A 21,931-nucleotide genomic window follows, 5' to 3' on the forward strand; every position below is an offset into this window, starting at 1 on the left:
ATGTAACGGGCCAGACGCTGATTGTGGATGGCGGAATGCAATTTCAGTAAAAGTGTGCGACGAGACCTGTTTGGGCCCGGAGTAAAAGGAGAAGTCGGCAATGATGAACGGTTCTTGTTCATCGTTGTCGGCTTTTTCTTGTACAGTAGGGCCCTGGGTCGTCGCCAAGAGGCTAGACGCTGCACTACGTTTGCGGTCGTCGGAGCATAGCTCAAAAACCGCCATCACCTGAAAGTAACCAAACAGACGAAACTAATTTGTAGAACTGATCTCAACATAAAATTGGACCCGAAAGCGAAGGAAAACCGTTGATGAACGTTTCTTGTTCATCGGCGGTTTTCCTTCACTACGTAGCAGGGGCCTGGGTCGTCGCCAAGAAGGCTAGACACTGCACTACGTTTGCGGTCGTCGGAGCGCATTTCAACAGCTGCCATTACCTGGAAGTATCCAAACAGACGAAACCAATTTGTACGATGGTGTTCAATATAGCAGGGGAAATCAATCCAAGGAGCAGTCGGCAATGATGAACGATTCTCATCGCACTCCACGCACTGCCCACCCGCAAAAAACTTCTAGCTGATCATTTTCATTCCCGACAATCGATATGTTATGCTTAAAGGGTACCAACATTAAAGATTGGAGATGTTTTTTATTGGACGGATTACAATCAACGATTAAATTAAATAATGGTGTCGAGATGCCACGCCTGGGTCTCGGCGTTTGGAAAACCAGTAATAATGATTCGCGTGACGCGGTCATCACAGCCATCAAACACGGCTATCGGGCCATTGATACTGCCCGTGAATATGGCAATGAGCCCGGTACCGGAGCAGGTATTCGCGAGGGCATGAAGCAAGAAGGCCTGAAGCGTGAGGACCTGTTTGTTACCACCAAGCTTTACAACGGTGAACAAGGCGATTACGACAAGGTTTCCAAAGTTTTGGATAAGCAATTATCTGATCTCGGCCTTGATTATATTGATTTGTATTTAATCCACTGGCCGGTTGACGCGACCTACATGGAAAGTTATCACGCATTGGAGCGCCTCTACAAAGAAGGTAAAGTCCGTGCGATCGGGGTTTCAAACTTCGATAACGATCGCATGAGCAAACTGCTGGAAGAATCAGAAATCGTTCCTGCTGTTAACCAAATGGAATTCAACCCAACACAACAAGAAAAAGAAATTTTGAACTTTGACAGCAGCCATGGTATTCAACTGGAAGCCTGGTCACCACTTGGGGCTGGTAAAGCGTTAAAGAACCCAGTGATTGATGAATTGGCAAAGAAGTATAGCAGAACAGCTGCCCAAATTATTTTACGTTGGGAATGGCAAAGAGACATCATCACGGTTGTAAAATCAGTTCATGAGAAGCGAATTGTCGAAAACAGTGACATCTTTGACTTTACGCTGAGTGCTGAAGACGTTCAACGCATTAATCAATTAGATGAAAACAAACGGGATCTATGGTATGACGACTTTACTTGGCATAATCCAAATGGGCGTTATGGCAATGAAATCGAACAGGTTCCAGATATTCAAAAGTAAAATTAAACCCACTTATATCAGGAGTTGTAAGCTCCTGATTTTTTATTTTCCAATAATGACTGCTTGGTTATTGACTGTTCAGTCATTTATGCTATACTCAGGGTGAATTTTGAATTAACAGGTTAGTTGGCTACTCGAAAGGAGTGGGCATGATGGAAAATCAATTAGTTTTGGATGTTCAGGGGCTCAAAAAATCATTTGGAAAAGTGGCGGCCCTAAAAGATGTTAATCTTCAGCTTCATAGTGGCGAAGTGCTTGGATTTATCGGACCAAATGGGGCTGGAAAATCGACCACGATTCGCGTGATTCTCGGGTTGATTAAGGAGTCCAGCGGTTCGGCCACTGTATTTGGCGAAGATGCTTGGAAAGATTCGGTTAAGATCCACAAAAATTTGGCTTATGTTCCAGGCGACGTTTACCTCTGGCCAAATCTGACTGGTGGGCAGACGATTGATATGTTGCTTCACATGTCAAAACAGCAGCACACCACCAAGACCGATGAATTAATCAAGGCCTTTAAGTTGGATACCAGTAAGAAAAATCGGACGTATTCCAAAGGTAACCGGCAAAAGGTCGCACTGATTGCGGCGTTTTCAACCGATGTTGACCTCTATATATTTGATGAGCCAACTTCTGGGCTGGATCCGCTGAACGAGCTCATCTTCCAACAACAGGTTGCCGCACTGAAAGATGCTGGTAAAAGTGTTCTGCTTTCGAGTCATATTTTATCCGAAGTCGAAAAAATGTGCGATACGATTTCCATTATTCGGGAAGGAAAAGTCATTGAGACCGGCTCGCTTGAATCGATGCAACATTTAACGCGAAATGTGGTCGCAGTCAAAACGACTTCGCCACTGGATGGCCTTGACCAAGCTTCAGGTGTGCACCAGTTGAATTTCAAAAATGACCAGCACACCATGGCTGAATTTACCGTGGATTCCGACCAAATTGGGTCCGTGATGGCCTTGTTGACTGCACAGACCATTGTGCAACTGAAGACCACGCCGCCGACGCTGGAAGATCTGTTTCTACGTTATTACCATTCTGATGATGACCAAAAAGCAGGTGAGTAAGATGGAACAGTACACACAAACCTTAGCGTTACTAAAGGCTAATTTAAAGCGTGATTGGTTTAAGATTACCGGCTGGCTGGTCGTTTTGGCAGGGGTCTTTGTGGCAGTGGCGGCCAAATTCGACAGCATCTATGGCACCCCGAAACAAATTGCGGCAATTGGGTCGACTTTGCGATCCAAAGCGATGGTCGCACTGGTTGGGAATGTTCCCAGCGGTCATTTAACGACGGCGTTGATTTTTGCCTCGGAGATGGCGGTTTTCTGGGGACTGTTTATTATCATCTTTAATTATACTTTGGCGGTTGGCGCCAGCCGGGGGCAAGAAGAGTCAGGACTAACCGAAATAATTCTTGGTGGCCACCCGGTGGGGCGTTTGGCACCAATCCTGGCGGCGACACTTGAATTGCTGATCGCAAATGTCGGCTTCGTGTTGATCACTGGGTTCGGCACGTTAATTGCTGATATGCCGGGAAGTGATGTCAATGGGACCTGGTTGGCAGCTGTAGCGATTGCCGCTGTCGGCTGGGCATTCGGAATGATTTCGTTAATCTTTTCTCAGTTGGTAGCGGATAGTCATAGCGTCGCGATGTACAATTATGCATTTCTAGGGATTGCTTATCTGATTCGGATGGTGACGGACGTTTCCAACCCAAAGTACGCCTGGATTTCACCGTTGGGCTGGTTGGAGAAAACTCAGATCTATCGACATAACAACTGGTTTCCGGTCTTATTGCTAATCGCACTTGGGGTAGTCGCGTTTCTGATTGCAATCGCATTAAATAGCAGACGAGACATTGATGCCGGTGTGATTCACGTTAATCCGGGTAATCGGCGAAGTCATTTTCTTCGAGGGCCGGCCACACTTCTACTTTGGAATCAAAAGTCAATGACGATTTTTTGGATTGTTGGGATGGCTGTTCTGGGCGCCAGTTATGGATCGGTGTTCAATAGTATTGGTAAGATTTTTAACACGTCACCGACGATTCAAAAGGTCCTCGGTCAAAGTGGCGTTCAACACATTGAAAAGCTGCAGGTGCTCTCATTTGTCGGTTTGTTGGGGATTATCTTCAGCTTGTTAGCGGTGATTGCCGGAATGATGATTGTCACCCATTTGGTCACGGAAGAACGCCGTTGCTACTTACAGATGGTTCTCACGAAGCCGCAAAGCCGTGGGTATTTATTAGCGACCTACGTCATGTTTGGGCTGATCGTCGCGGCAGTGGTCTTAATGGTCGCCCTTTTAAGTGCCATGGCGGCAGGAAATGTGGTCATGAAACACCCAATCGCGTTTAACGATTACTGGCAAACGTTCATTGCTAATTTCCCGTCTGTGATACTGTTTATGTCACTGACGGTGGCCTTTATCGGGATTTATCCGAAGATCCGCTCATTAGTATGGGCATATCTGGGTGTGGCGTTCATGATCACATACTTTGGAAACCTGATGGATTTACCAAAGTGGTCGCTTCAATTATCCCCGTTTTACTGGACGCGAAAGGTTCCAATCGAGTCAATTAATGCCACCCCGTTAATGTGGATGCTGGGGATTGCAATTGTCCTGATTACCATTGGATTCATCGGTTATCAAAACCGCGACTTGGAAAGTTAGGAGGACAAAAATGGCAAAACGATTACCCCGTGATCCTGACAAGGAAAAGGCAATTTTGGTCGCTGCGGTTCAGGAATTTGGAGATGCCGGATACCGGGCAAGCACGGATACAATCGCTGAGAAGGCGGGGGTTTCCAAAGGCTCGGTCTTTAGGTATTTTGACAATAAAAAGAAATTGTATGTAGCAGCGGTGCAGATGGCAATGAAGACCTTAATCGACGTGGTTGATCTAAGCGTCTGGACGGATTCAGATGACTTGGTCAGCATGATTATTAACGCCACTCGATACAAAACAAAACTGTCGCACCAATATCCAAGCGAGTTTGCGTTATTAACCAGGGTATACAGCCAAGATTCAATGATTCCACCAAAAGTTCGCAAACAAGTTTTCGATATTTTCTCAAAATGGGAAACCGTTGTGTCAAATCAAGTCATTAACGCAATGCTCAAAAAAATGGTTTTACGTCCGGGATTGAATCGGGATCATGTCAAAAAATATCTGATGAACACACTGGCAATGGTCATGGTGGACATTCAACAATATTTTGAGCAGCACCCAGAAGTGAAGCGGATGGAGGATATGGGTGACATTATCGATGAAATAAAGGAGTATATGGATATGGTTGAAAATGGAATTGTTGGGTAGCGACGATTTTGAAAACGTTACCAGCGAAAGAGAGTGGTTTCATGAATAAGTTACTTAGCTTTCTGAAAGAAGTATTTCAACCTATATTCAGTATTCTAATCTTCACAAAGGATCTAAGCGATAAATTGACTATTGCAGCAAGAAGGATAGTCGGTAAGTATTTGGGAAGTTTTATTGATTTTGGTGACCTGACCGGCTATGTCATGGCACTTTTGTTGATTGGGATCATTGGACTTGTATTATTGTTTGTCAGACTGATTTAATATAAAAACACCAGTATCAACATGTAGTTGCATGCATACTGGTGTTTTTGGTTTGCATTTATTTGCTTAGTTTGTGGTTGGGTTTCTCTTATGATAGTTGAAAACGTGTTCCGATGCAAATGGCACTGCGATCTAAGCCACTTTGAATTAAATCCCAAACCAGGATTTAATTCAAAGCGAACTTAGTTCTCCGTGCCAACCCGTTGCTCGTCACACTCTAGGGCATTACCAGATCATAATGATTTCCCACAATCGCTGTGCCGCGATCATGAACCACGCCTTCACCTAATGGTGTTTGGACATGGGTTCCAAATGGAACATCCGATGGGGCTGCGACGATTAAGTAGCCGTCTGCATCATAGCCACCGTGATTTGTCGTTCCATCGGCAAATGCGGCACCCGTATAGTAGGTCCACTTTTTACCGTCCTGGTAAATCACACCTTGTGACTGGAATGCTTCTGGCGTAGTTGTTGCGCTACTTGTTGCGTCAGTTGTTGAACTGCTGTCACTTGATGATTGGGATGTTACAGCAGTGTGAGCCGATCCCTTTTTAATTGACGTTGACGTCTTCAAGTGTTTTTTGTTGGCTTTGGACGTTGATGCCTTGGCATTCTTTCCAATTTCGAGCTTTTGACCGACTAAAATGAGGTTCTTGTCGGTTAATTTATTGCGCTTTGCGATTCCGTCGACACTGTCATTGTGTTTCGCAGCGATTTCAGCCAGCGTGTCTCCCGACTGAACGGTATAAGTGCTTGCGCTTGCAGCCACGCCACTGAATCCTAAGACACCTGCAACTACGGATAATGTTAATAGACTCTTTTTGATTGTAATAACCACCTTTTAGATTACTGTTTCTAGAATTACGTTCACAGTTGAAACGAAAACCTGACTTCCAAAAATCTGATGAATGCTTGAATTAAAATAAGTGTTCCGGAACACTTCTGGATGCTTTGAAAATGATTTTGGAAGATGATTGATTAACTGAAGTGAACGCCGCATAAATCAATCACGCAAATATAATATCAGATCTCACTCGACCGTCAACCGCGTTTACAAATAAGACAAAAGTGTGACAATGGCGTTCCATGATACGGGTACCATTCGAGCAGGTTGTTACAAACTTGTTAAAGTTAAAGGAGTCCCTTTCCCATTAAATGAATGTAAAAGTTGTGTAAATGGTGGCTGGAGCCCATTATTTCCTTTACAGATTAGAAAAGTGGTGAATTCACTCTTTCACGGCCACTTAAACACTCATGTTAGGAGAAACCGCGATTGATCGTTATAATAAGTGAAGAAGATTAATAATAAGAAAAGTGAGCGGTGACATAATTTATGGTCAAACAGGGCAGGTTCGCCAAATCAAAACGACTCAAACAAATTAAGGCAATTAGAAAACAGATGCACACCGACACGGGTCGCACAATCAAGCCGGAAGACTTTGAAAATTTTGTCTTGGTTCGATATGGACTGACACTTAAGAAACGGTTAACCGGTGTCGACAAGCAAACGGTTCAACGATTTTTGCAGGAACTGTTACGGGATAATCCGCCTGCTGGTGTCTGGGATTTAGATAGCGTCTTAACGCAAACATTAAAGGAAGTTAACGTTCATGTGCCGTTTAAATTTTATGAACGGCTAGTCGCAAACTGGCCAGAGATTGAGCACTTTCTCCGGCGTGAAATTCCAGCCGTTCCCTTGGCGCAACGAATTCAAATTTATCCGGGGAGTCATATTCAAGAGGTTGTTCTCCGACAGTTGGACGCCAACATGCTGATTTTTATTTCAAAAGATAATCCGAATATCTTTAAAGAGATGACCATGGAAAAAATGGATGCATTAAATGATAGTTTGACGTCCGGGGGGCTTATTGATTGGGAAAAGGTAGCAGATATCTTTGCACCATTTGGATTTGATATCAACACGGCGTCCGATGACGGAACCAGGCAATGGTTTGACCAGTTACTGAACGAATAATGAGGTGGAAACGATGGATTTACAACAAGCTTTAGAGTGCGTCAACTTAGTACCGATGTTTCATTCCCTACCAGAAGATCAAAAGACCGAGGTTGCCAAATTGGTTGTTCAACACGACTATCCAAAGGGAACCATTATTTACCTTGCCGGCGATACCGTTGGGCATTTTATGATTCTGGAAGCCGGTCAGGTCAAAATTTCACAGGTAGCTGCTAACGGGAAAGAACAATTATTGAAGGTTCTTCAACCCGGTGACTTCGACGGAGAAGCTGCCCTGTTTAACGGGGATCAACGAAACGTGACTGCAACCGCTCTGGTGGATTCCAACGTTTGCCAGATCGAGCAGGGGGCCTTTCAAAAGCTGCTCCAAAAGAGTCCGGAATTATCTGTCAGTCTTCTGCAGACGCTGAGCCAACAAATCAATAACATGCAAGAAGAAAAAACGATTTCATCGACCTCTGATATGGCCGGCAAATTGGCAAAATATCTGCTTGAAACCAGTGCCGGACTTAAAGAAAATCCGTTTAAGCTGCCATTGAAGAAAAAAGATATCGCCACATTTTTGGGGACGACTCCCGAAACGATCAGTCGGACATTTAAACAATTAGCTGCAGAAGATTTGGTTGACGTCTCCGGATCCAAAGTCCGTATTTTGGATGAGGACGGCCTATCGATGCTGGTTTAATTACTTTTTTAAAAATATTTATTCTACAAATTTCGAAAGTGATTGATTTATACGTACGAATATTTTACAATTAGGGGGTAAACGAAAACTAAACGTAGTGACGTGGAGGAAAAAACAATGGACGAAAGTCGAGTACGGAATGAAATTGTAAGCGGAAACATTTCGTTGGGGATCGAACTTGGATCAACCCGAATTAAGGCTGTCTTGGTTACCGACGATTTCCAGACGGTTGCATCTGGAGATTATCTTTGGGAAAACGAATTAAGTGATGGCATCTGGACATACCCAATCGAAAAAGTTTGGGATGGGATTCAGACAAGTTATGCGACCCTTGCACTACAGGTTCATGACAAATATGGTGTTGATATTAAAAATATTGGTTCAATTGGTGTCAGTGCCATGATGCATGGGTACATGGCATTTGATAAAAACGATGAACTTTTAGTACCATTTAGAACTTGGAGAAATAATATTACTGGTGATGCTGCTGAAGCATTGACCAAGTTGTTTGACTTCAATATTCCAGAACGGTGGAGCATTGCGCATCTATATCAAGCAATTCTTAATGACGAAAAGCACGTTAAGGATATCGACTTCATCACCACTTTGGCCGGCTATGTGACTTGGAAGTTATCTGGTGAGAAGGTTCTTGGAGTCGGTGATGCATCAGGTGTGTTCCCAATCGATGAAGCCACAGTTAATTACAATCAGGAAATGGCTGACAAATTCAGCTCATTACCGGAAGTTCAAAAATACCCTTGGAACTTCAAGGATATTTTGCCGGAAGTCTTGCCTGCTGGTGAGAAGGCTGGCGAGTTAACCGCTGATGGTGCCAAATTGTTGGATCAAAGCGGTACTTTACAAGCTGGTTCATTGATTGCCCCACCTGAAGGGGATGCAGGAACTGGAATGGTTTCAACCAACAGTGTTAAGAAACGGACTGGTAATATTTCTGCCGGAACTTCTGCTTTCTCAATGGTTGTCTTGGATGCACCTTTAAAGGCAGTTCACCGAGATATTGATATGGTAACGACACCAGATGGTGCACCAGTTGCCATGGTGCATACCAACAACAGTTCTTCGGATATTAATGCCTGGGTTGGCATGTTTGGTGAATTCGCAAAAGCCCTTGGTCTTCAATTGAAGCCGGATGATTTGTACGGCGCTTTGTTCTCCGAATCCGTTAAAGGTGACCAGGATGCCGGCGGGTTGGTTAACTACGCCTATCTTTCAGGGGAAAACATCACAAGAATGCCTGAAGGACGTCCATTGTTTGTCCGCAAGCCAGACAGCAAGTTGAATTTGGCTAACTTCATTAAGACTCAAATTTACTCAGCATTTGCCCCTCTGAAGATCGGGATGGATATCCTGCTTCGAGAAGAACACATCAAGACCAACGTGCTGGTTGCGCAAGGTGGGATTTTCAAGACACCGGTTGTGGCTCAACAAGTTTTGGCCGATGCACTCAACACCCCAATTTCTGTAATGGAAAATGCCGGTGAGGGTGGTCCTTGGGGAATGGCTGTTTTGGCACTCTTCTGTGTAAACCGTGAAAATGGTGAAGCATTGGAGGATTACCTTGAGAACCGTGTCTTTAAAGATTCAACCAAGGCAACTTTGTATCCTGAAGATGCCAGCGTTCAAGGCTATGACAAGTTCATCGACAACTACAAGGCAGCATTGCCTGTAGAAGCCGAAGCCGTTAAATCAATGAAAATGAAGTAAACAGTTGGAGGCTGAAAATTAATGTTAGAAGATCTCAAACAAGAAGTATATGAAGCAAATATGCGCTTACCACAATTGGATTTGGTCACTTTCACTTGGGGAAATGTTTCCGCAATTGACCGTGACAAGGGCTTATTCGTTATCAAGCCTTCCGGTGTGGAATATGACAAGTTAAAGCCATCAGATATGGTGGTTGTAGATTTGGACGGAAAAGTTGTTGAAGGCGACATGAACCCTTCATCAGATACGCCAACCCATACGTACTTGTACAATCACTTCCCAAATATTGGTGGGATTGTCCATACTCATTCACCTTGGGCGGTTTCCTTTGCGGCAGCTAAGATGGATATTCCAGCGGTAAGTACGACGCATGCCGACACATTCTATGGCGATATCCCATGTGCCCCAGCTTTGACGAAGAAGCAGATTGAAGAAGCTTATGAGTTAAATACTGGTAAAGTGATTGTGGACGAATTTGAACGCCGTGGCGTTGATCCAGATGCTGTTCCGGCAGTATTGGTCAGCCAACACGGACCATTTGCCTGGGGCCCTACAGCGGACAAAGCTGTTTACAACGCCAAGGTATTGGAAGTTTCAGCTGAAATCAGCTATCACGCATTACAATTAACGCGGGATGAAACCCACGTGCCACAATATCTATTAGACAAGCATTACTACCGTAAGCATGGTAAGAACGCCTACTATGGTCAAAATAGTGCCAAGTCGAAGACGCATGCGGAACATGAATAAATAAGTGTGCGACGAGCCCTGGGTGATCCCGGAGCATAAAGAGAAAAGACCAACGATGAACGGGGTTTGTTCATCGTTGGTCTTTTCTGTTTATGCAGTAGGGGACAGGGTCGTCGTCCACAGGACTAGGTGCCGCACGATGTCGGCAAGTTTGCATTCCTTTTGTGGTTAGTGTCGAATGTATTTTCAGGCAAATCAGTTGCCCCCAAGAAATTTCAGCCGTATACTCACCGAAAAGTACCATGGAGGCGATTACAATGGCTGATTTACCAATGATTACGATTTCGATTCCGACCTATAATTTAGGCTCGTATTTGAACAAAACACTGGAAAGCATTCTACATCAGACTGATCAAAACTTCGAAATTTGGTTGGTAGACGACGCGTCCACTGACAAAACCGCGGATACGGTCGCCCAATTTGAACAAGCGGACCCGCGGATTCATGCGCACTATTTTGACACCCATCAAGGGGTATCAAAGGCGCGAAACTATGCGATCGAGCACGCCAAAGGTGAAATTATCGTTTTTGTCGATGGCGATGACTTGTTGGAACCAAACTACCTTGAGGTGATCGCAACCGGATTTACTGATCCGACCGTTGACCTGGTAGGTGTTGGTTACACGTGGGGATGGCGCGGCGGGCAATCAGGACGCCACGACTTCACTGAAATTTCAAAAACAAACGCCTACGCCTCGATTAATCATCGTGGTGGTGACTTTGGTGGTTATACCTGGAATAAGGGGTTCAAGATGAAAATTATCCAGGATAACCAGCTTCGATTTGATGAAACGTTGGATTTAGCCGAAGATCTGCTTTTTACCGCCCAGTACACATTGGCAGCGCATAAAATTCTCTATTATCCGGATGCCCTATACACCAAAGTTAGCCGCAGCAACAGCATTATTCACTCGGCAACGTGGGAAATGCGCAGTAAAGAGCAGGCGGTCCGCCAACGGATTGATAAGATGGGCAGAAGCATGCAACCTTGAATAATATCTAAAGATTTTTCCAAGAAAGGCCAAATTTGATTCAGATTGGAGTACGATAATTTCGTCTGAATAAATTATTTTTGGAGGTGAGCGCAATCTTGCAAACAGCGGCCAAACACCACCGGGTTCATTGGCAACAATTGGTTATCGCACTGGCTGGATTTGTGGCCACTTTAATGTTGATGGTCATTCAAGTAAGTGCCAACAAGGGCCAGCAGCAAAAGTTTGAGGCTAAAGAAGCTTACGTGATGGATGCTAAAACTGGGCAGGTGCTTTATCAAAAAAATGGCAATACCAAGCGACCCATTGCCAGCCTCTCCAAATTAATGACGCTTTACCTTACTAAAAAAGCAATTGATAATCACCAAATCTCTTGGGACCAAAAAGTACCGGTTGATTCAGAATTACGTAAGATGAGTAAGAGTTATGAAGTTGGTGGCTTTCGCATTAAGCGATCTAAGCAGTATACCGTTCGCGATTTGTACAAGGCGGCTTTGATTGCGTCATCTAATTCGTCCGCGATTGCCCTTGGGAATCTGGTTGGCGGTGGCAGCAATGCGACCTTTGTCAAAATGATGAACCAGCAGGCCAAAAAGTGGCATCTGCAGGCGACGTTTGTCAGCAGTTCCGGACTTGATAATACGGATTTGAGTAAGTATCACTATCAGGTGCCGCACACGACTGCCAAAGCCCAGAATATGGTAAGCGCCAAGGCAATTTCAACGGTTGCCACTCATGTATTAGAAGAATTTCCAACGATTACCAAGTGGAGTAAGCAGCCGTCAATGAAAGTCGGCAGCCAGGTACTCATTAATTCAAATCGATTGTTACCGGGTTCGGCGTTTTACCACAAAAGTACGCATGTCGATGGCTTAAAAACCGGTTTCACGGAAAACGCCGGTTTATGTATTACGGTCACTTACTGGCACGATGGCCGGCATTTAATTGCGACCATCATTGATAGCAATACGCTGTATACGTCGATGAATAAGCTGATTAATGCGGTCAATGGGAAGTACCAACCAACTAAGGTCGCACTGGCCGATCGCACGTTTACAATCAATGGTCATCGAATCAAGGCGACACCAGAGGAGCGAACTGCGGTTATTTGGCAAAAAGTCGGCACCGAGAGTTCTCATGCTGTGAACTATACTCAGACCCAGTCGAAGCTTCCGGTTGAGAAAGGCGCCACAATTGGAAATGCGATTGTCAGACTTAAAGATAATGCCAGTTCAGCTGTCATTCCGATGAAGGCGGATCGAAGCCTTCAATTGCCGAAGCAGCAGGCTAAAAATAAGCACCAGCATAAAGTCTCGCTGATTCAAGAAATCCTTGGCTTTGTTGGTGGCATCCTGGCCGTTATTTTTAGATTTTTTGGCGCTTTTGTGAAGTTTATGACACCATAATCCTCAATTTAGCTGACGCATGATGTTTTGGCGTCAGCTTTTTTATTTCTTTAATGCCGTTTTACATGACTTATACACATCTGTAATGGTTCTTTTACAATGAATTGTTATCCTAAAGGTATTCTCGATTATCCGTTTCTGGTAGCACCAGTTTTGTTGCAGTTATGACTGAATTTAGGCGATGGAGGGATCAATCATGTTTGATTACAAAATTTGTCAAATTTCTGATACGCATTTAACACCGAAGAACGCCAGACCTGCCAACAATCAGCGGGTCGATACACTGTTAAAATTAATGCAGGTGTTTGATGACATTTATACCACGGGGTCAATCCTGATCTAATCGTGATTACCGGTGACTTGATTCACGAAGGTAGCGCTAATGATTATCGTGATTTTAAGACCATGATTGACCAAGAGGAGCGCCGATTCAATGCGCCGATTCGGGTCATTCTTGGTAATCATGACCGAACCCGACCGTTTTATCAGGGGTATTTACAAAAATCCTATCTAACCCGATACTATTACAGCATTTCTAACAATGAGTGGGACTTTTATTTCTTGGATACGAAATGCGGCGACTTGGAACAAGGCTACATTGATGAACGCCAAATGGAATGGTTACGTGCCGAACTTCACTCTTCGCCCAAACCCGCGATTTTGTTCATGCATCACCCGTTATTAGGCGCACCGCTCGAACAAATGAAATATAGTATCCTGCAAAATGGTAAGGAGCTCCGGCGCGTGATTGAAGATACCAACGTCAAAGCGATTTTTTCGGGGCATGTCCATTACGCAAACCTCTTCTTGGAAAATGGCATCTTAAACGTGACGGCGGATTCAACTGCCTATCATATCAACTGTGCCAACCCCCACAGACATTTCATCACTGACGGCACCAGCTATAATATTATTAGCCTGACCGACCAGCAAATCGGCGTTGAAACTCGCTCACTGCTATTGGGAACGGATACCATTAAGGCGTTTGATGTTGCCGATACCGGATTCGTGGACCGCAGTATTTTATACAACGAAATGAACCGGGTGCTGAATTAAATTCCAGGTGCTTTTGTTAGCCTCTGCAGCTTCTTGAAGGTAAACTAGTACAGAATTATCTTCAAAAGTGTAGGGGGAAAACTGGATGGAAAAACAGGTAATTGGACCATATGAGCGCTTGTTGAGCGGTGCGCTTCTAGTCATGACAGCTGGTGTGCTTGATTCATACACCTATATCCAAGATGGCGGCGTCTTTGCCGGATTGCAAACCGGAAACTTAATCCTGACGGGTTTGCGAATCGGCAGAGGAGACTATGGCAGCATCGTCCAAGCGTTGGTCTCATTAGTGATGTTTGCGGTTGGCGTTGCCATTATCCGAGTCGTTCAATACCATTACCCAAGCGAACGCGCCGTGACTCGAAAGCGGCTCACTTTAAGCTTTGAAATTGTGATTTTCGTTGTGGTGAGCGTCATTGCCGGACACGTTTCGATTCTGTTGACGACCGGCTTGTTGGCGCTGGCCGCCGCTTCTCAGCTCCAAGAATTTCGTCGTTTAAAGAACACCCCATTTACGCCGTTGATGATGACCGGAAATGTCCGCACATTGTCAGAAAGCCTGCTGGATTTTGTGGCTCAGGGCGATATGCAGGCACTCAAAAAGGCCGGTGACATTGCAACACTCATCGGCGCTTTCTTTGTTGGGGCATTATTAAACGGTTATTTGATTCAATATCTCCACGGACAGTCGATTTTGGTGGCCGCCCTGATTTTACTGATCACCATCTTATTTGCTAAATAAGGATTCGGACTTTAATTTGGAATATAATGCCATATCGTGGTAGGCGCCGTTATAGAATGCCGATTCTCTTAGAACCCCTTCTTGAGTGAAGCCACAACGTTTTGCGACGTTGCGGCTTTTTTGATTACGGACGTCGGCCAAGATTTCAAGTCGATTTAGATCCAGTTCGGAAAATGCGAGTTGTTCGAGATGGGAAAGACTGCGGGTTACAATGCCACGTCCCTGGAAATGGTGTGCCAGCCAGTAGCCGATTTCAGCATGGCGATGGTTGTGATTAAATTGGTGGAGGTCAATCATTCCAGCTGGTTCATCGTCAACCAAGATAATTGCAAACCAAAAGTCACCCTGTGCCATCTTCTCAATCCCATAGTCCAGGAATTTCTCTTCATCGCTGATTGCCATCATGGATTTGGCCCACGGCAGCCATTCACCAAGCTGCTGGCGGTTGTTGTCAATCAGGTCAAGCATGGCCGCTGCATCTGCGGTTGTTGGTAGTTTGAATGAAACGTGGTCGTCAACTTTATCAAGAAACATCGAATCCCTCCTGTATAAACTGTTAAAATTAGTATAAACCTTTTGAGGAGTGGTACGAGTTGCAGAAAAACATATTTTAGCATTACCGGATGACCTGAAAGCCCAGCTGGGAGTCCGGTCGGGTTTAGAAGTCGAAGTACATATGGGAACGGATGAATTGATTATTCAATCCCCGAAGCCGGTCGAAGCCAAAAAGCAGCGCTGGGGGATGATTGTCCTCACAATTTTGATGACCTGCGTGTTTGTTGGTTATTTTTTGGCTCGCAAAATCTATTCGGTCTCGCTCGTCGGCAGTGAATCAGTTGCTACCATGGTTTTGATGCTGACGACGTTAAGTGGTCTGATTAGCTTCTCAGTGGTCTTTATCCGCTTGAAACGCACGTCCGGATCGGTCATTGAGGCAATTTCATGGCGAAATTTTCCCACGGTTGCGTTGGCCTTTACGCTGATTAGCTTTATGGTGATGGCAGGACTATTTTGGATTGCCGGACAGTTGTTTAAGGGCGCCACTTTTGATTTGATGACATCAACGGCGCTGTTCATTGTAATTACATTGATTGATCTTCAAGCGATTAACAGCATTGTGCCGCAATTGTCATCTCGGTTACTGACCAATATTTTCATCGCGGTCATCGTGAGTGGTGTCATTTTAGCTATGATCAGTAATCAGAATCTGTATTGGTGGAAACACAGTTTGAGCTTTTTGGGAACGAATAAGGCGTATGCTGCTTGGGAATTCAATCTGGTACTGATCTTTTCCGGCTTGATTTTGATCGCACTGGTTGATTATTTATTTGTCTCGCTTAAACGCGTCTTTCCCAAGAGCCGCCCGCTGTTGGTGTTGAGAATTTTGCTGACATTGTTGGCAGTTGATTTGGCGTTTCTACTGGCCTTTAGCTGGCTGGTCATGTTATTTGAGCGGCTGAATGATTACCTGGAGCCGATTCAGGTTCGAAGGTACGTTGTGAAATAAGAAGTTGGAGGGATTTTGACATGTTTGAAATGATTGGTAACCCAGATAAGCAAGGTGACATGGAAAAATATATGCGGCAGCAATTTCAATTTTTGGGATTACAAACACCGGAACGAAAGGCCCAATCTAAAGCATTGATTCAGCAATCCAAGAAACTGCCGATCCGATCCGTTCATTCATTAATTGCTGATTTGTATGATCGGGTTGAACGGGAATATCAATACGTTGCGATTGATGTGGCTTATGCCAATATAACCCGATTCACCTATTCGGATTTAAAAGAGCTCACCCAATACATTCAGCGTAAATCCTGGTGGGACACGGTTGATTCTTGGCGAAAAATTTATGGCAAATTCGTTGTGCTGCATTCGGAGCAAAAAGGGGCAGTTTTTAATCTGTTTTATCAACATCCCAACATGTGGATGCGTCGGATCTCAATTATTTTGCAGCTTCATGAAAAAGAAACGTTGGATACGCATTTGCTCACCCTTGCGATTGACTATGATATTGATACAGATGAATTTTTCATTCAAAAAGCGATTGGCTGGGCGTTGCGCAATTACAGTAAATACAATCCATTTTGGGTATCGATGTTTGTCGAAAATCGCGACTTGTCGAAGTTGGCCAAAAAAGAGGCCAGCAAATATCTAAAAGAAATAAACTGGGAAGAGAATTTTTTCGACGATAAACTTTAAGCCCGGTTCGACTGTATAATTTGGAAATACCAAAAAGAGGTTTCGTCAAAAGCTGACACTTTTGACGAAACCTCAATGCATCCGTCATCTAAATTAATGTTTAGATGCCAAATGATGATCTCTGAATGTAAATGCGGTCACTACAATAATAGCTGCGACAAGGAATGATAACAAGCCGGGAATGATGTTAGTAATGCCAAGACTAGCCAAAACGGAAGCCAGCACAGTTCCAAATACTAATGTTAACAAGCCAATCACGGTGATTTTCAAATTTTCATCCATAAGATCGCTCCCCCGTACTATTAAGTGATTGTAAAATCGCAAGCAATTAACAGTGAAATCATTCGGACATAATGTGTAAAATCAGTAAATTGTTTGCGCTTTCTTTACACATTCATTGTAACGTATATCACCTGTAAATACAGCCTTTTTCTAAGATTTAAAACGTTTTATTTTTGACTAAAATGTCGGGGAGCCTTTTCGTCAAAAAATAGGATGACTGGACAATAAATCAGTAATATGTCAAAATAGACGTTGAAATTATTCGACTATAAAAGGATGTGTCGCCATTGAAGATTGCAAATCGTTAATTCAGAAGATATTAGTTACTCACTGTTTAGAAACAGGGGCTATTCTGTGCGATTTTGCAATTTAAATGGACTTCTTCATAAGGAACACTTTTTTGGTGGCCTTATAAACTTGAATGCACCCATTTGGAATAGCTCACTTGCGGTCACGCAATGTGGGCTATTTTCATGCACTGATCCCCTTTTTCTGCGTGTCAGAATGAGGTGAATTTATGGGAACTATCAAAATTAATAAGCTGTCCTTTCAATATGATGGCATGCTTCACAAGTTATTTGATCAATTTAGTCTCAATATCGATGAGAATTGGAAGCTTGGGCTCATCGGCCGTAATGGACGTGGAAAAACCACGTTTCTTAAGCTTTTATTAGGAAAGTTACATTACCAGGGAACAATTGATACAACTGTGGGGTTCAGGGCTTTTCCGCAGCGAGTGTCAGATCCACGGCAGAAAACGCAAGACGTTCTTTTAACAATTGCTGGATTGGAATCAAGCGAGTTATGGCGAATTCAAGTCGAAATGGATCAATTGAGACTAAGCGATCAGGTCTTAAATCGGCCCTTCAATACCCTTAGCCCCGGCGAACAGACCAAGGCGCTTTTGGCGGCCCTGTTTACCGACGACAGGAGTTTTCAGTTAATTGATGAACCAACCAATCATTTGGACGTCGAAGCCTGGGCGGTGGTTGCCGATTATTTGAAACACAAGCGTGGCTTTATCGTGGTGAGTCATGACCGCCATTTTATCAATCAGGTCATTGACCACGTGTTGTCGATTGATCGGGCTAAAGTTCAATTGTTTGCCGGCAACTATGATACCTGGGCAGCAGAATATCAGCGGGAAACACAATCAGAAATCGAGGAAAAGCAACAGCTCCAACAAGAAATTAAGCGGCTCAAATCCAGTGCTGAACAAATTGAAGGCTGGGCGAAGCGTGCTGAGGCAAAGACACAAAAGGGACGTAAATCAGACTTACATGCTAGGTTGGACAAAGGATTTTTAAGCCATAAGGCGGCTAAATCCATGAAGCGATCTCAAAATACGTTGAAACGAACAAAATCAGCTATTGATGAGAAGCAAGCGTTAATGAAGAACGTTGACACCGTGGTTCCATTGACGATGAAGGATGAACAACCGCATCAAGTGCATCTAATGCAGGTTAACCAGATTCAAGTTGGCCGGGAAGGGCGCATTTTAAACCAGCCGCTGAGCTTTGATTTAAAACGGGGACAACGCCTTGTTTTATCTGGCGCCAACGGATTGGGGAAGACGACAATTTTCAAGGCACTGATGGGGCAGCGTGATCTGATCGTCAATGGGACAATTTTAAAAAGTCCCAGTATCAAGATTTCTTATCTGAGTCAGGACTTTGAAACGTTGTGTGGGTCCATTCAAGCATATGCGGACCGATTTGGCATCGAATTAAATACGTTTTTAAATACATTGCGTAAATTGGGGCTTGAACGGGCAGCCTTTGATGAGGATTTGGGTGATTTAAGTATGGGACAAAAGCGGAAGATCTCTTTAGCCAGGTCATTGTCCGAAGCCGCAAATCTGTACATTTGGGATGAGCCGTTGAACTATCTCGATGTCATTACCCGCCAGCAGATTCAGGATCTCATCTTGAAGCATCAGCCAACAATGCTGATCATCGACCACGATGAAGCCTTTATTGAGGCTGTCAAAACCGGTCCGTTACTCAAAATTCAACGATTTGAATCGAATTAAGGTGTACTTCTTTGATGGTTTGGTATAAGATGTTTGAGATATTGTTGTTAGATTTAACAAAGGAGTTCAGATGCAAAAATCAACCCATTCATTGAAGAAGTCATTATTGATCAGTCTTGCCGTGGTCTGTGCGGTTGGTATTTTAATGGTCAGTATCGGTAAAGTCTCTCAGGGAAATACTCGCCAAGAGGCCACCCGAACGTCTAAGACCGCCAAAAAGGCAGCAAAGATTCACCTGACAAAACGTGAAAAAAAGATTGCCAGACATTATAAATTGACCAAATTAGAAACAAGAACGGCTTCTAAGACTCACATTACTGCCATCGGGGATTCTGTGATGCTGGACGTGAAGCCCGATGTTAAACGCGTCTTTCACCATAGTGCCGTTAGCGGATCGGTCGGACGGCAGTTCTATTCACTGCCGGGAATTGTCCGTAAGTTAAAAGCCCAGGGCCATTTGGCAAAGTACATTGTGATTAACTTGGGAATTAACGGCCCGCCAACCCAACACGATATTAATGCCGTATTGAAAACGGTTGGCAAGAAACGACAGATTTTTTGGATTAACACCCGGGTTCCAAGGCATTGGCAAAATACGACGAATCGAATGATTGCTAAAAATGCCAAGAAGCATGCCAACGTCCACCTGGTTAACTGGTATAAAGCCAGTAAAGGACACAAGGGCTGGTATGTCAGCGATCGCGTCCACCTGAATCTCACCGGTGATATCTATTACACACGAGTATTGGCGCGGCGGGTATCAGAGGTTTTAAACTAACTAAAAATCGTTTCGAAGTCCGCTTGGTGGATTTCGAAACGATTTTTTATTTAATCAGATTTTCCAGTTCGGTCAATGCAATTGGCAATACCTTGTCTTTTCCCGTATCCGTGAAATGATGACCGGACGGCATCAAGATGAATTTGGCATGAAGGTGTCTAGCTAAAGTCAGTGTGTAAGGATAAGGGACACTATCATCGTCGATGGCCGAAATAACAGTTACTTGGCGAATTTTAGGCAAAATGGAAGTGTAGTCAACAGGATGCTCCGTGAACGAATCAAGCTCCGGCAGCGTCCAAATGGGCTCGTCAAAGCCTGATATCAGTAAGACGTTAACGTTTTTGATGTCATGCTGCTCCAAATAATGGAGAACTTGGATGCAGCCAAGACTATGCCCGACCAGCGTGATGCCATCGTCTGCTTTGATATTTTGATCACAGTACTGGTTCCAAGCATCGACGTCAGGATGATCGGAATCTGGAAAGTTTAGTTTTTTAAATGGAATGTGGTGATTTGATTCGATATTTTGTTCCAACCAGGGAAACCAGTGGTCATTTCCGTTGGAAGTATAGCCGTGAAACATATAGATGTGTGAAGTTGTCATTTAAAAGCCTTCTTTAACTGAATTTTCTAATGGGGGAGTTCAATGGCTTATGACCATTCTTGATGTTGATAAGCCATTTCCCAAAAATGAAGTTCAAAATAGCTGCTTCGAACAAACGCATGGATCATCTCTTGTTGTTCTTTTTGATCGGCGGTTTCAGCAAGCTGATCGACAATTTGAATCATCTTGTCAGTCGCCGTTGTAAAATCGGGACTTTCATATGTTTCAATGAACCGCTGATAGATTTTAATTGGTGAGCCTGATTGAATGAGCTTTTTGCCGATTTCGTTGTATAACCAATAGCACGGCAACAGCGCCGCGGCGGCCCGGGCAGGGGTCCCTTCATTTAATTCATGATACATATGGGCCACATAGCTATACGCCGTCGGGGCGATATGCGTTTTGTCAATTTCTTCTTGGGTAATCTTTAATTCGCTGAAAAATTCTTTCCGAACTTCCTTTTCGCTATCGTTAAAACCTTCAGCTCCGGCGTAGAGAAAAGCCTTGATGTCCGGATCGTCGATTTGATCAGCGATTTTACCATGAAGCGCAGCGAAGTTTTCCAAATAAAAGCGATCTTGTTTTAAGTAATAACGAAAGGTTTGCGGGGAAAGTGCGCCTGTTGAAAGTTGTTCAATGAAGGGATGATTGAAGCTGGCTTCCCACAATGGGTTAGCTTGTTGACGCATCGTGTCGGTGATTTTTGTCATTGATCTAAACTCCTTGTTGGTACTTTAGTAGCAGCGTTTGATTAATTTTACCATGGATGGAAATAAGCGAATCAATATTTTTAAGTGAAATAGTGAGCAAATCAATTGATATTCCATTTTTCTTCAGGTACACTTGTGACAGATTTAAACCTGAAGGGAGTTCATATCATGGATCGATTAAAAGACAAAGTTGCAATTATCACCGGGGGCGTTGCAGGAATTGGCTTAGGGATTGCGGAATGCTACATTCGTGAGGGAGCCAAGGTGGTCATTACCGCCAACCATAACGTTGAAGGCGGGAAGAAAGCCGTTGAAAAGTTTGGCGATGATAAGGCCTTATTTGTTCAGCAAAATGTTGCCGATGAAAAATCCTGGCAGGAGACGACTCAAAAAGCAATTGAGAAATTTGGCCGTGTTGATATCGTCGTTAATAATGCCGGTATTGGCGGCGTCAATGGCCCACTTGACGACCTCAGCCTCGAAGATTGGCAAAATGTCATTGATGTCAATTTGACTGGCACATTTCTTGGTGAAAAGTACGGCATTAAGGCAATGAAGCAGACCACTAACGGTAAGGGATCAATCATTAATATTTCTTCTGTCGCAGGATTGGTTGGCTTGCCGTTAAGTCCGGCTTATTCTGCAAGTAAAGGTGGCAGCCGTCTGCTAACCCATGCCACGGCCCTGTCTTTGGCCCAGCAAAAACTCGATATTCGGGTTAACAATGTCCACCCAGGTTGGATTGCCACTGATATCGTCCCTAAAGGCTATGAAGAAGCACTTACCAAGACCATTCCGGTTGGTCATATGGGTGAACCGGTTGATATTGGTGAAATTTGTGTCTATCTTGGCAGCGAC

At 44.0% G+C, this 21,931-nt stretch carries 24 protein-coding genes; 19 read left to right on the forward strand and 5 right to left on the reverse strand.

Going from position 1 to position 21,931, the window contains the following annotated elements:
- Positions 1–697 precede the first annotated feature (697 nt).
- From AB3112_RS00855 to AB3112_RS00875, 5 genes are all read left to right on the forward strand, one after another.
- The gene (locus AB3112_RS00855) at positions 698–1,546 is read left to right on the forward strand and encodes an aldo/keto reductase (protein ID WP_084973394.1); all 849 of its coding nucleotides are present in this window, start codon (positions 698–700) and stop codon (positions 1,544–1,546) included.
- 152 nt (positions 1,547–1,698) lie between these two features.
- Positions 1,699–2,619: an ABC transporter ATP-binding protein gene (locus AB3112_RS00860; protein WP_084998857.1), complete on the forward strand. Its 921-nt coding sequence runs from the start codon at positions 1,699–1,701 to the stop codon at positions 2,617–2,619.
- Position 2,620: 1 nt separating this feature from the next.
- Positions 2,621–4,228, forward strand: a complete 1,608-nt coding sequence (locus tag AB3112_RS00865) for an ABC transporter permease (RefSeq protein ID WP_367333826.1) — start codon at positions 2,621–2,623, stop codon at positions 4,226–4,228.
- A gap of 10 nt (positions 4,229–4,238) precedes the next feature.
- Complete coding sequence (locus tag AB3112_RS00870) at positions 4,239–4,874, forward strand: TetR/AcrR family transcriptional regulator (protein WP_084973099.1); 636 nt, start codon at positions 4,239–4,241, stop codon at positions 4,872–4,874.
- Between the two features lie 8 nt (positions 4,875–4,882).
- On the forward strand, positions 4,883–5,137 hold the full coding sequence (locus AB3112_RS00875; RefSeq protein ID WP_239823086.1) for a hypothetical protein: 255 nt from the start codon (positions 4,883–4,885) through the stop codon (positions 5,135–5,137).
- Positions 5,138–5,354: 217 nt separating this feature from the next.
- Here the strand turns inward: AB3112_RS00875 and AB3112_RS00880 are convergent, their stop codons facing one another.
- A complete protein-coding gene (locus AB3112_RS00880; protein ID WP_367333827.1) occupies positions 5,355–5,906 on the reverse strand; it encodes a LysM peptidoglycan-binding domain-containing protein in 552 nt (183 codons plus the stop codon).
- A gap of 564 nt (positions 5,907–6,470) precedes the next feature.
- On the opposite strand from AB3112_RS00880, the gene AB3112_RS00885 reads away from it, so the two are divergent.
- The 9 genes from AB3112_RS00885 to AB3112_RS00925 all read left to right on the forward strand — a co-directional run bounded on the left by AB3112_RS00885 (position 6,471) and on the right by AB3112_RS00925 (position 14,465).
- Positions 6,471–7,112, forward strand: coding sequence for a hypothetical protein (locus AB3112_RS00885; RefSeq protein ID WP_084973093.1), 642 nt, complete (start codon positions 6,471–6,473; stop codon positions 7,110–7,112).
- 13 nt (positions 7,113–7,125) lie between these two features.
- The gene (locus tag AB3112_RS00890; RefSeq protein WP_084973090.1) at positions 7,126–7,797 is read left to right on the forward strand and encodes a Crp/Fnr family transcriptional regulator; all 672 of its coding nucleotides are present in this window, start codon (positions 7,126–7,128) and stop codon (positions 7,795–7,797) included.
- Positions 7,798–7,914: 117 nt separating this feature from the next.
- Positions 7,915–9,522 (forward strand): xylulokinase, encoded by a 1,608-nt coding sequence (locus AB3112_RS00895; RefSeq protein ID WP_367333828.1) that lies wholly within the window; start codon positions 7,915–7,917, stop codon positions 9,520–9,522.
- A 21-nt stretch (positions 9,523–9,543) separates the two neighbouring features.
- Positions 9,544–10,272 carry an L-ribulose-5-phosphate 4-epimerase gene (locus AB3112_RS00900; RefSeq protein WP_084973086.1) on the forward strand — a complete coding sequence of 243 codons (729 nt, stop codon included), beginning with the start codon at positions 9,544–9,546 and terminating at the stop codon, positions 10,270–10,272.
- A 257-nt stretch (positions 10,273–10,529) separates the two neighbouring features.
- Positions 10,530–11,264, forward strand: coding sequence for a glycosyltransferase family A protein (locus AB3112_RS00905; RefSeq protein WP_084998045.1), 735 nt, complete (start codon positions 10,530–10,532; stop codon positions 11,262–11,264).
- Positions 11,265–11,362: 98 nt separating this feature from the next.
- The gene (locus AB3112_RS00910; protein WP_239822962.1) at positions 11,363–12,670 is read left to right on the forward strand and encodes a D-alanyl-D-alanine carboxypeptidase family protein; all 1,308 of its coding nucleotides are present in this window, start codon (positions 11,363–11,365) and stop codon (positions 12,668–12,670) included.
- Positions 12,671–12,866: 196 nt separating this feature from the next.
- Positions 12,867–13,013: a hypothetical protein gene (locus AB3112_RS00915; RefSeq protein WP_239823016.1), complete on the forward strand. Its 147-nt coding sequence runs from the start codon at positions 12,867–12,869 to the stop codon at positions 13,011–13,013.
- 17 nt (positions 13,014–13,030) lie between these two features.
- Positions 13,031–13,726 (forward strand): metallophosphoesterase, encoded by a 696-nt coding sequence (locus AB3112_RS00920; protein WP_239822829.1) that lies wholly within the window; start codon positions 13,031–13,033, stop codon positions 13,724–13,726.
- An 85-nt stretch (positions 13,727–13,811) separates the two neighbouring features.
- On the forward strand, positions 13,812–14,465 hold the full coding sequence (locus AB3112_RS00925; protein ID WP_084973084.1) for a YoaK family protein: 654 nt from the start codon (positions 13,812–13,814) through the stop codon (positions 14,463–14,465).
- Here the strand turns inward: AB3112_RS00925 and AB3112_RS00930 are convergent.
- Positions 14,451–14,999: a GNAT family N-acetyltransferase gene (locus AB3112_RS00930; RefSeq protein ID WP_084973082.1), complete on the reverse strand. Its 549-nt coding sequence runs from the start codon at positions 14,997–14,999 to the stop codon at positions 14,451–14,453. The genes AB3112_RS00925 and AB3112_RS00930 overlap by 15 nt on opposite strands.
- A 49-nt stretch (positions 15,000–15,048) precedes the next feature.
- Here AB3112_RS00930 and AB3112_RS00935 point away from each other — a divergent pair, with 49 nt between their 5' ends.
- Both AB3112_RS00935 and AB3112_RS00940 read left to right on the forward strand, forming a co-directional pair.
- Positions 15,049–15,972, forward strand: coding sequence for a permease (locus AB3112_RS00935; RefSeq protein ID WP_084973080.1), 924 nt, complete (start codon positions 15,049–15,051; stop codon positions 15,970–15,972).
- 20 nt (positions 15,973–15,992) lie between these two features.
- Positions 15,993–16,667: a DNA alkylation repair protein gene (locus AB3112_RS00940; protein ID WP_084998043.1), complete on the forward strand. Its 675-nt coding sequence runs from the start codon at positions 15,993–15,995 to the stop codon at positions 16,665–16,667.
- Between the two features lie 93 nt (positions 16,668–16,760).
- On the opposite strand, the gene AB3112_RS00945 is transcribed toward AB3112_RS00940, so the two are convergent.
- Positions 16,761–16,949 carry a hypothetical protein gene (locus AB3112_RS00945; protein ID WP_057910017.1) on the reverse strand — a complete coding sequence of 63 codons (189 nt, stop codon included), beginning with the start codon at positions 16,947–16,949 and terminating at the stop codon, positions 16,761–16,763.
- A gap of 517 nt (positions 16,950–17,466) precedes the next feature.
- On the opposite strand from AB3112_RS00945, the gene abc-f reads away from it, so the two are divergent.
- Complete coding sequence (gene abc-f / locus AB3112_RS00950; protein WP_367333829.1) at positions 17,467–18,981, forward strand: ribosomal protection-like ABC-F family protein; 1,515 nt, start codon at positions 17,467–17,469, stop codon at positions 18,979–18,981.
- A 70-nt stretch (positions 18,982–19,051) separates the two neighbouring features.
- Entirely contained in the window at positions 19,052–19,759 is a 708-nt protein-coding gene (locus AB3112_RS00955) for an acyltransferase (RefSeq protein WP_084973074.1), read from the forward strand.
- A 46-nt stretch (positions 19,760–19,805) separates the two neighbouring features.
- Here the strand turns inward: AB3112_RS00955 and AB3112_RS00960 are convergent, their stop codons facing one another.
- Complete coding sequence (locus tag AB3112_RS00960; RefSeq protein ID WP_367333830.1) at positions 19,806–20,363, reverse strand: RBBP9/YdeN family alpha/beta hydrolase; 558 nt, start codon at positions 20,361–20,363, stop codon at positions 19,806–19,808.
- A gap of 47 nt (positions 20,364–20,410) precedes the next feature.
- Positions 20,411–21,073, reverse strand: coding sequence for a thiaminase II (gene tenA / locus AB3112_RS00965; protein WP_084973071.1), 663 nt, complete (start codon positions 21,071–21,073; stop codon positions 20,411–20,413).
- Between the two features lie 165 nt (positions 21,074–21,238).
- Here tenA and AB3112_RS00970 point away from each other — a divergent pair.
- On the forward strand, positions 21,239–21,931 hold a 693-nt coding region (locus tag AB3112_RS00970; RefSeq protein WP_367333831.1), incomplete at its 3' end, for an SDR family NAD(P)-dependent oxidoreductase.

Source organism: Lentilactobacillus sp. (assembly GCF_040773105.1).
GTDB classification, from domain to species: domain Bacteria; phylum Bacillota; class Bacilli; order Lactobacillales; family Lactobacillaceae; genus Lentilactobacillus; species Lentilactobacillus parabuchneri.